The 9,139-nt window shown below is 60.8% G+C and carries 6 protein-coding genes and 1 pseudogene; 1 reads left to right on the forward strand and 6 read right to left on the reverse strand.

Annotated features, from left to right (window positions below; all coding sequences use genetic code 11):
• Position 1 precedes the first annotated feature (1 nt).
• The 6 genes from JFT63_RS28600 to JFT63_RS28625 form a co-directional block, all read right to left on the reverse strand.
• Complete coding sequence (locus tag JFT63_RS28600; RefSeq protein WP_198845255.1) at positions 2-913, reverse strand: glycosyltransferase family 2 protein; 912 nt, start codon at positions 911-913, stop codon at positions 2-4.
• On the reverse strand, positions 913-2,373 hold the full coding sequence (locus tag JFT63_RS28605; protein WP_198845256.1) for a mannose-1-phosphate guanylyltransferase/mannose-6-phosphate isomerase: 1,461 nt from the start codon (positions 2,371-2,373) through the stop codon (positions 913-915). The genes JFT63_RS28600 and JFT63_RS28605 overlap by 1 nt, the downstream gene beginning before the upstream one ends.
• Positions 2,373-3,812: an undecaprenyl-phosphate glucose phosphotransferase gene (locus JFT63_RS28610; protein ID WP_057704361.1), complete on the reverse strand. Its 1,440-nt coding sequence runs from the start codon at positions 3,810-3,812 to the stop codon at positions 2,373-2,375. Before JFT63_RS28610 ends, JFT63_RS28605 begins: the two co-directional genes overlap by 1 nt.
• Before the next feature lie 486 nt (positions 3,813-4,298).
• Positions 4,299-6,785, reverse strand: a complete 2,487-nt coding sequence (locus JFT63_RS28615) for a TonB-dependent siderophore receptor (protein WP_198845257.1) — start codon at positions 6,783-6,785, stop codon at positions 4,299-4,301.
• 105 nt (positions 6,786-6,890) lie between these two features.
• Positions 6,891-7,841, reverse strand: a complete 951-nt coding sequence (locus JFT63_RS28620; protein WP_057704359.1) for a FecR domain-containing protein — start codon at positions 7,839-7,841, stop codon at positions 6,891-6,893.
• Positions 7,828-8,343, reverse strand: coding sequence for a sigma-70 family RNA polymerase sigma factor (locus JFT63_RS28625; protein WP_186561988.1), 516 nt, complete (start codon positions 8,341-8,343; stop codon positions 7,828-7,830). Before JFT63_RS28625 ends, JFT63_RS28620 begins: the two co-directional genes overlap by 14 nt.
• Before the next feature lie 130 nt (positions 8,344-8,473).
• Here JFT63_RS28625 and JFT63_RS29835 point away from each other — a divergent pair.
• Positions 8,474-8,644, forward strand: a pseudogene (locus tag JFT63_RS29835) (LysE family translocator); the annotation flags it as partial.
• Between the last annotated feature and the right edge of the window lie 495 nt (positions 8,645-9,139).

Raw genomic sequence — 9,139 nt, forward strand, 5'->3', positions numbered from 1 at the left:
CTCAAGTCCAGTAGGTGGAAAACATGCCCAGGCGCCGTTTCAGCGCATTGGGCAAGTGGCGTTCAAGGTGGCCGAGGCGATAACCCAGCAATTTAAAGGCACTGCGCACCACCACTTCCGGCGCACGGTGCAGCGCGTTGGCCTCGCGCAATGCGCGCAGTTCGGCCAGCACATAACGTTTACCTTCGCCGCCGGCGTCGCCGAACGCCTGGCGAATCCACGGCTCGCGGCCGTAGAACACACCGATATCGAAGTAACGCTTGAACTCTTCCAGCAAGCGGTAATCGTGGGAGTGATACACCTGCGCGCTGGCGGCGTAGCGCACCTGGTAGCCGGCCAGCACCATGCGGGCGGCGACATAGGCGTCTTCGCTGCCAATCACATCCTGGGGGAAACCGCCCACCGCCTGCAGGGCGCTGCGCCGGTACACCGAAAACGAGTCGGAGCTGAAGCAGGTCTTGATGCCCAAGTGCGGTGCATCGGCCAGGCTTTTGCTGCGGCTGGTCGCCGGGTAATTGAAGTGCCGTGACTGCGCCCCCAGCACCCCGGCGCCGGGGTGCGGCAGTTGCCGTCCATAGGCCACACCATTGAGCGGCTCCAGTTGCAGCTCGCTGATCAGGTTGGCGAAGGTTTCGGCCGTGGCCGGGATCGCGTCCTGGGTCATGACGATCAAGGCGTCGCCGCCCACCTGCTCACTGGCCCAGCGCCGAGTACCGCCGTGGTTGAAGTCGCGGGCATCAATCACCTCCACCCGTGCGCCAAACTCGCGAAAGCGCGCTACGGTGTCATCGCTCGATGCGCTGTCGACCACCAGCATTTCGTCCGGTTGCAGGGTTTGCATGCGCAGCGCCGGCAGCAGGCGGTCCAGATGGCTGGCCGCGTTGCGGGTGGGGATGATCAGGGACGTGCGCATCAGGGTTTCTCTTCCACCGGCGCGCGGCCGTAGATGTCGTCATAACGCACGATGTCGTCTTCACCCAGGTACTCACCGCTCTGTACCTCGATCATCACCAGGTCGATGATGCCGGGGTTGGTCAGGCGGTGTTTGTGCCCGGCGGGAATGTAGGTGGACTCGTTCATATTGAGCAGGATCTCGCGCTCGCCATTGGTGATCATCGCTGCGCCGCTGACCACTACCCAATGCTCGCTGCGGTGATGGTGCATTTGCAGAGACAGCGAGCCTTTGGGCTTGACCACGATGCGCTTGATTTTGAAACGTGTGCTTTCTTCCAGCACGGTGTAGGTGCCCCAGGGCCGGGTGACGGTGCGATGCAGGCTGAAGGCCGGGTGATTCTGGCGCTTGAGTTCGGCGACGATATGGCGCACGTCCTGGCTGCGATGCGCGTCGGCGATCAACAGGGCGTCCGGGGTGTCGACGATGATCAGGTCACGCACGCCCACGGCGCCGAGTACGCGCTTGGGCGAGTCGATGTAGCAGTTATGCACGTCGTGCAAGATCGCCTCGCCATTGATCTGGTTGCCATTGTCATCACTGGGGGTGAGTTGGCGCAGCGCTTCCCAGGAGCCGATATCGCTCCAGCCGATATTGCAGGGCACGACCGCGACCTTTGCGGATTTTTCCATCAGGGCCACGTCGATGGAGATGTCCGGCGCGGTACCGAAGCCTTCCGGGCTCAGCTCACGCTGGCGACTGCTGCTGTTGTGCAGGCTCTGGCTGTGCTCCAGCGCGGCCTTGGCGGCGTCCAGGACTGCCGGGGCGTGGCTGGCCAATTCTTCCAACAGGCTGGCAGCCTTGAAGCAGAACATGCCTGCGTTCCACAGGTGCTTGCCGCCGTCCAGATAGCCTTGGGCGGTGGCCAGGTCGGGCTTTTCGACAAAGCGCCGGACCTGAAACCCTGCACCCAACGCTGTGCCTTGTTCGATGTAGCCAAAGCCGGTTTCGGCACGGTCAGGCTGGATGCCGAAGGTCACCAGGTACCCGGCCTCGGCCAGCGCACGGGCTTTTTCCACCGCTTGGGCAAAGGCCGTCTCATCAAGGATCAGGTGATCGGCGGGCATCACCAGCAACTGCGCCTCAGCGCCGAAATGCTCCTGCACATGCAAGGCGGCCACGGCAATGGCGGCGGCGGTGTTGCGGCCAAACGGCTCCAGCAGCAGTTCAAGGGCCAGTCGCTGGGTGTTCATCGCGCGGTAGTCGTCGAGGGTGCGAAACAGCAGGTCGCGGTTGGTCACCGTCAGAATGCTCTGCACCCCGGGCAAGTGGCTGGCGCGCAGGAAGGTCTTTTGCAGCAGGCTTTGGTCGTCGCGCATACGCATAAAGGGCTTGGGCATGTTCTGCCGCGAAACCGGCCACAGCCGCGTGCCCGAACCACCGGAGATGATGCAGGGGATCAATCCGTTAAGAGGGTTCATCAATAGACTTCCTTGGTGGAAAGGACGGCCGGGACCGTCATGAAAACGATGTACAGATCCAGCCACACCGACCATTTGGCGATGTATTCCAGGTCGTATTCGACGCGCTTCTGGATTTTGAACAGGGTGTCGGTCTCGCCGCGGTAGCCATTGATCTGTGCCCAGCCGGTAATGCCTGGCTTGACCCGGTGGCGCGAGCTGTATTCGCTGACCGCTTGCTCGAACGGAATCCCGGCGGCCTTGGTGGCTGTGGCGTGGGGGCGCGGGCCGACCATCGACATATTGCCCAGCAGCACGTTGAACAGTTGTGGCAGCTCATCGATGCTGGTCTTGCGGATGATCCTGCCTACCCTGGTGATGCGCGGGTCCTGGCGCGTGGTCTGGTTTTCGGCGTTGAGGTCGGTCTGTTCGACGTACATCGAGCGGAACTTGAACACCCGGATCAGGTTGTCGTTGTAGCCAAAGCGCTTCTGGCGAAACAGCACCGGGCCCTTGGAATCGAGTTTGATCGCGATGGCCGTCACCAGCATCACCGGTGACAGCAGCAACAGGCCGAGGCTGGCCAGCAGCAGGTCTTCGCAACGCTTGATAAAGGGCGACCAGCCGCGCAGGGGCAACTGCGAGGTGTTGAACATCAGAATGCCGCCCACATCGGTGATGCGGTTATGGCCGTAGCGCAGGGCGGCCATGTCCGGCACCAGCATGACGTTTACCGACATCTGCCGCAGGCGCTTGACCAGCCCATTGATACGCTGCTCGGCGGCCCAGGGCAGGGTGATCATCACCTGGTTGACCTGTTCGGAGCGGATCAACTTTTCCAGGTCGCGGGTATTGCCCAGCAAGGGCAGGCGGCTCAATTCCTTGGGGATGCGCTCGGTACGGTCGTCGATAAAGCCGATCAGGCCGGACCGGATATCGCTGTTGCGCGACAGGTGTTCAGCCACATGCACTGCTGTTTCGGTAAAGCCCAGGATCACCGTGCGCTGCAAGAACTTGCCGTTCTTCATCAAATGGCGATACAGGCGCAGCATCAATATCCGCTCCACGCCAAACAGCACCAGGCTCATGGAAAACCAGGCCGCCAGGTTGCGTGGGCTCAACTGTGGGAACAGCAGCAGGATCTGGTACATGAACAACAGGATGCAAAACGCCGAGACCCAGGCCACCAGCATCACGCGAAAACGCAGGCGGTTACTGAACAGATCCTCGGAGTACACCCCCAGGGCCTGGAACAGAATGATGGTCAAGAGCGCAAAGAACACCAGCAGGCCCAGGTAGTGGTTGCGCATGTGCTCGGCGACTGGGTCCGGGTAGAACAACAGAATAATTGCCGGCACCACAGCCGTGAGGCCGTGGATCAGTTTCACGAAAACGACAAAAAACTCAACGAAACCGGGACGAGTCAAAAACAGGCTATCGACCGACGATTTACCGCGCATACATCAGATCCTCAATACACCACCAGAACGTTCCTATTCGTTTGCTCATCCATAAGGCAGCTTTGCTTTACAAGTGGTGCAAATCGAACAACTGCTGTTGCTGGGTAATACGTAATGCCTGTTCATACGCAGGAATTTACGGAGTGATGGCTAAATAGTGGCTCTCTTGAGGATCCGTGTCAATGTTTTGGCTTTTTCGCCTTTGCCGTCAATGGCTCTCATAAGGTCCCCATGATATGACGATTAATTGACAGGGGAGGGGCGCTTTCAGAAAAATCGAGAATTGATGCTGGCTTTTTGGAGTGTAGGAACAAACGTGCGGATTTGCCTGCCAGCGAAAAAAAGCTTTCTGACGATGGCCGGAGGGGGAAGTTGTAGGAGCGAGCTTGCTCGCGAAAAACCTCAACGATAACGCGTGCTTCCTGGATAAACGCGGCGTCTGTGAGTTTTTCGCGAGCAAGCTCGCTCCTACAGGAGGGGCAGAGCCTAGAACTTGCCTTTAAGGCTCAGGGTCAGGTTGCGCGGCTCTCCATAGAGATTACCCCAGCCTGAGGTGCCCACGGTCTGGTAGTAGTTTTTATCGAACAAGTTGTTGCCATTGAGCGCCACGGTCCAGGTGTCATCCACCTGATACGCCAGGCGCGCATTCCACAACGCATACCCGGCCTGTTCCAGTTTGATGGTTTGCAGCCGGTAGTTGCTGCTTTGGGCGTTGACCCCTGCGCCGACTGTCCATTTCGACAGCGCACCGTCCAACTGGTAGTCGCCCCACAAGCGCAGCATATGCCGTGGCACATAGGTGTTGGACACTGCGCCTTCGGCTGCGCTGTCGATGTTCTTCAGGTTCTTGGTTTGCGTGTAGGTATAGCCGCCAAACACTTGCAGGCGTTCAAGCAATTCGCCGCTCAACTCGGCCTCGACCCCTTGGGCGCGCACTTTGCCCGTGTCGGTGTAGCAGTAGCCGTCGGAGGAGCTGCCGCAGCGGGTCTCGAAATCGGTTTGGGCAGCGTTTTTTTCGATCGCGCGAAACAATGCCAGGGAGCTGTTCAGGCGCCCGTCAAACCATTCGCCCTTGATGCCCAACTCATAGTTCTCGCCCATTTTCGGCTTCAGGGCCGAACCGCTGACCGTAGCGTAGGAGCTTTGCGGCTGGAAGATATCGGCGTAGCTGGCGTACACCGAGAGGTTGTCATTGAGGTCGTAGATCAGCGCGGCAAACGGCGTGACCACTCCGGTTTCCTTGGTGCGTGCATCCTGGTCGGCCCACTCGCCCCAGGCCAGGTTCAACGACTCACGGCGGTTTTCATACCAACTGACGCGACTGCCGAGCACCAGCATCAACGGTTCGGCCAGACGCAGACGCAAGGTGGCGTAGGCACCGTATTGGGTGGCGGTTTCCTTGACCGTGCCGCCACGGTACATGTTGGGCCAGAAGGTATCGTCGGCAGGTTCCGGGAAGTGGTGGTTGGGGTTGAAAACGCTTTGGCGCTGAGGCAGGTTGCGGATCGCATAGACATCGTCCTGGGTGCCACGACTGCCGTTGGCGCCGAGGATCAGCTCATGTTGCAGGCCAAAGGCTTCAAACTGACCGTCGATGTAGGCATCCAGGCCGTAGTCCTTGTGATCGTAGTCCAGCAAGGCTGCGTAGCTGGTAAGGGTAGGGGCCGGGTTGCCATAGTCCACGGTGCTTTCGCTGGCGGCGTATTTGATGTCTTGCAGGTTACGGCTGTGTACGGCGTTGACTTTGAGTTTCCAGTTGTCATTGAAGTGATGGGTTAGATCGGCGAACAGCGTGGTGCGCTGGCTTTGCCAATCATTCCAGGCCTGTCCCAGGCAGGTGGAGCGGCTCAGGCCGAGGCTTTTGCCGTCGCGGTAGCGGGGCAGGCCGCTCCAGCACGGCGTGGCGTCCACATCTTCGTAGCTGGCGCCGAAGCCCAGGGTGGTGTCAGGGCTGACATCCATGTCCAGTGCCGCATAAAACGCCTGGTCCTGGCGCTTGGCAAGGTCCATGTAGGAGCCGCGATTCTGTTGGCTGACCGATGCACGGCCACGCACTGTGCCGCTGTCATTCAACGGGCCGCCGGTGTCGAGTTCGGCGTGGTAGTTATCCCAGGTGCCTGCCGACAGCCCGAGGCTGGTGGTGGGCGTGGCCTGGGGCCGCTTGCGCACGAAGTTCACTGCGCCGCTGGCGGTGCCGGCGCCCTTGAGCATACCGGCGGCGCCTTTGAGCACCTCCACCCGGTCATAAATCGCCATGTTCGCGCTGAAACTGTCGGCCTGTATGTAGTCCTTGCCGATGTCCAGCGGCACGCCGTCGAACTGGTACTGGCCGAGCATCTTGAAGCCCCGGGAGTAAAAATACTTGCCGCCCATGGGCGACTCGTAGCTGGTGATCCCTGGTGTGCGCTCCAGCAATTGGTCGATGGTGGTGATGTTCTGGTCATCCATCAGCTTGCGGGTCATCACGCTCACCGATTGCGGCGTGCGTCGCAGGCTGTGTTCGCCTTTGCCGATGGTCACCGCGCCAGTGGTGTAGGAGCCGCTGCCTTCGGTGGTGGCGCCCAAACGATCGCCGGTGATGGTGGTGGCGCCCAGGTTCAGCGCCGAGCCGTCTTGCTGCTGGGGTAAGAGTAACCAAGCGTTCTGGCCCTGGCTTTGAGCCTGCAAACCCTGGCCCTGAAGCAACCGAGTCAGGGCCTGCTGCGGGGCCAGGCTGCCGCTCAGCCCTGGGCTGCTCTTGCCGGCCACGCTACCTGCGTCATACGACAGGCTGATACCGGCCTGCCGCGCAAACTGATCAAGGGCGCCCGCCAAAGGGCCAGGGGCAATATTCCAGGTGCGGGCCTGGCGCTCGCTGCCGGGTTCCTGGGCACTGGCGGTAGACGGCAAGGCACCGGCCGCTACGCAGGCGCCAAGCAGGGTGGCATTGATGGCGTGTCTGAGGGGTGAACGTTTGGGAGGGAACGCTTGCATGACCGCGGGATGCTCCTGAAGGAAGTGGACAACACCGGCCTGTTGATCGGCCTTTCCTTACAGGTCGAATGGCAATGAGAATTCACCTCATTTATTTTCGGCCACTCAAACCCGAGCGGAGACGGTCACCCAGTAGCGGCTGCGGTAGGTCACATTGATCGACAACGATTGCGCCACCAACTTGAGTACCTGATCGGTGTCCTCCAGCTGATACGTGCCCGAAACCCGCAGCCCGGCAACGGCTTCGCTGCAACGCAGCAAGCCGTTGCGGTAGCGGCTCAGTTCGGCCAGGAAGTCGTCCAGGCGCATATTGTGTGCGCTGATCACGCCGTCGCTCCAGGCCCACGGATCCAGGCCATGGGTGGGAGAAGGGCGAATGCCGCTACGGTTAAACAGCACCTGTTCGCCCGGGTTGATCAGTTGACGTGCACTGGCGTCATGGCTGCCGGCATACACCGCGACCGTGCCCTGTTGCACCGCCAGCAACGTGCCCTGGGGTTCTTCGCGTACCAGCAAGCGCGTGCCCAGAGTGCGCAGGTAACCATCGCGGGTGTGTACCCAAAACGGGCGGGTGTCGGCGCCGGTATTGACCAGCACTTCACCCTGGAGCAGGTTCACCAGCCGCCGCTCGGTGTTCAGCGTGATATCAATGGCACTGGCGCTGTTAAGCTGGACCTTGCTGCCATCGTTCAACGCCACCCATCGCCGTTCCCCGGTGGCCGTGCGGTAATCGGCCATCAGCGCGGGCAGCGGCGTGTAGTCGCGACCCAGCCAGGTCAGCCCGGCGGCACCGGCAAACAACCCCAGCAACTTCAAGCCTTCACGCCGACTGATACGTTGGCGTGCGCCATTGAGGGCATGGCGACTGACATGCGCCGGCAGTTGGGTGAAGTCATCATTCATTGTCGCCACGCGCTGCCACGCCAGTTCATGAGCGGCGCTGGTGTGCAGCCACTGTTCGAAAGCCGCCGTGCTGGCGTCGTCAGCGGTGTTGAAGCGCAGCTTGATCATCCACTGGATGGCCTGGTCTACCAGGCGCGGATCAGCATTCGGCATAACGCAACCGGTAGCAGGCGTGCAGCGCCTTGGACAGGTCACGCTCCACCGTGGCCTTGGATACGCCCAGGCGCAGGGCGATTTGCGGGCAGGTCAGGCCGTCCAGTTGCGCCAATAGAAACGCCTCCCGCACTCGCGGCTTGAGCTGGTCGAGCAAACGGTCAATGCGTTCCAGGCTGTCGAGGATCAACAACCGGGTTTCTTCGCTCGGCACCTCGACTTGCGCAAAGTGCGCCAGGCTTTCCAGGTAGGCACGTTCCAGTTCGCGGCGGCGGTATTGGTCGATCATCAAACTGCGCGCGATGCTGCTCAGGTACGCACGCGGCTGCTGCAAGGTTTGTTGCTTGCGCGCGTTGAGCAGGCGCACGAAGGTGTCCTGCGCGAGGTCAGCGGCGCGCTCATGGCAACCCGTGCGCCGGCTCAACCAGCCGCGCAGCCAGGAGTGGTGGGCTTGGTAAAGCTGGCCGATGGCGGCATGGTCCAGTGGGTGATCGCTCGACATGGTCATCCTGGCGCAGCAGGCTTAATTGATAATGTTTCGCATTCTAGACGTTGGTTGTGGCATTCAGCAATCACTGGTTTGCTGCGTCAGTAATGTATCCAGCACAATTTTTGTAGAGCCTGCGAGCGCCGTGCTGACGCTGATCGCGAGTGTGTTTCACGTGTTGCTGGGCATGTTTGGCGGGGTGCTCAGCCGCTTCTTCGCCAAACGCACCAAAAGCGCCTGGTTGTAGAAGTGGGGTTTGGCAGCGGTGCTGATGGCGTTGGCCGTGCGCTTGGCGGTGATGTCGCGTCCTGCCTGACGACACGCGGGAAGCCAAGCAGGTTTCTGTGTGGTGAGGGAGCTTGCTCCCGTAACGGTCTGCCAGTCGATGCTCATTTACCTGACACCTCACAATCCAATTGTGGGAGCTGGCTTGCCTGCGATGACGGCCTGACAGGCGACACTTATCTACCTGACACCGCCACGATCCAATTGTGGGAGCTGGCTTGCCTGCGATGACGGCCTGACAGGCGACACTTATCTACCTGACACCGCCACGATCCAATTGTGGGAGCTGGCTTGCCTGGGATGGCGGCCTGACAGGCGATGCTTATCTACCTGACACCGCCACGATCCAATTGTGGGAGCTGGCTTGCCTGCGATGGCGGCCTGACAGGCGATGCTTAACTACCTGACACCGCCACGATCCAATTGTGGGAGCTGGCTTGCCTGCGATGGCGGCCTGACAGGCGATGCTTAACTACCTGACACCGCCACGATCCAATTGTGGGAGCTGGCTTGCCTGCGATGGCGG

It is taken from the genome of Pseudomonas sp. MF7453 (genome assembly GCF_016405455.1).
Lineage (GTDB): Bacteria > Pseudomonadota > Gammaproteobacteria > Pseudomonadales > Pseudomonadaceae > Aquipseudomonas > Aquipseudomonas paralactis.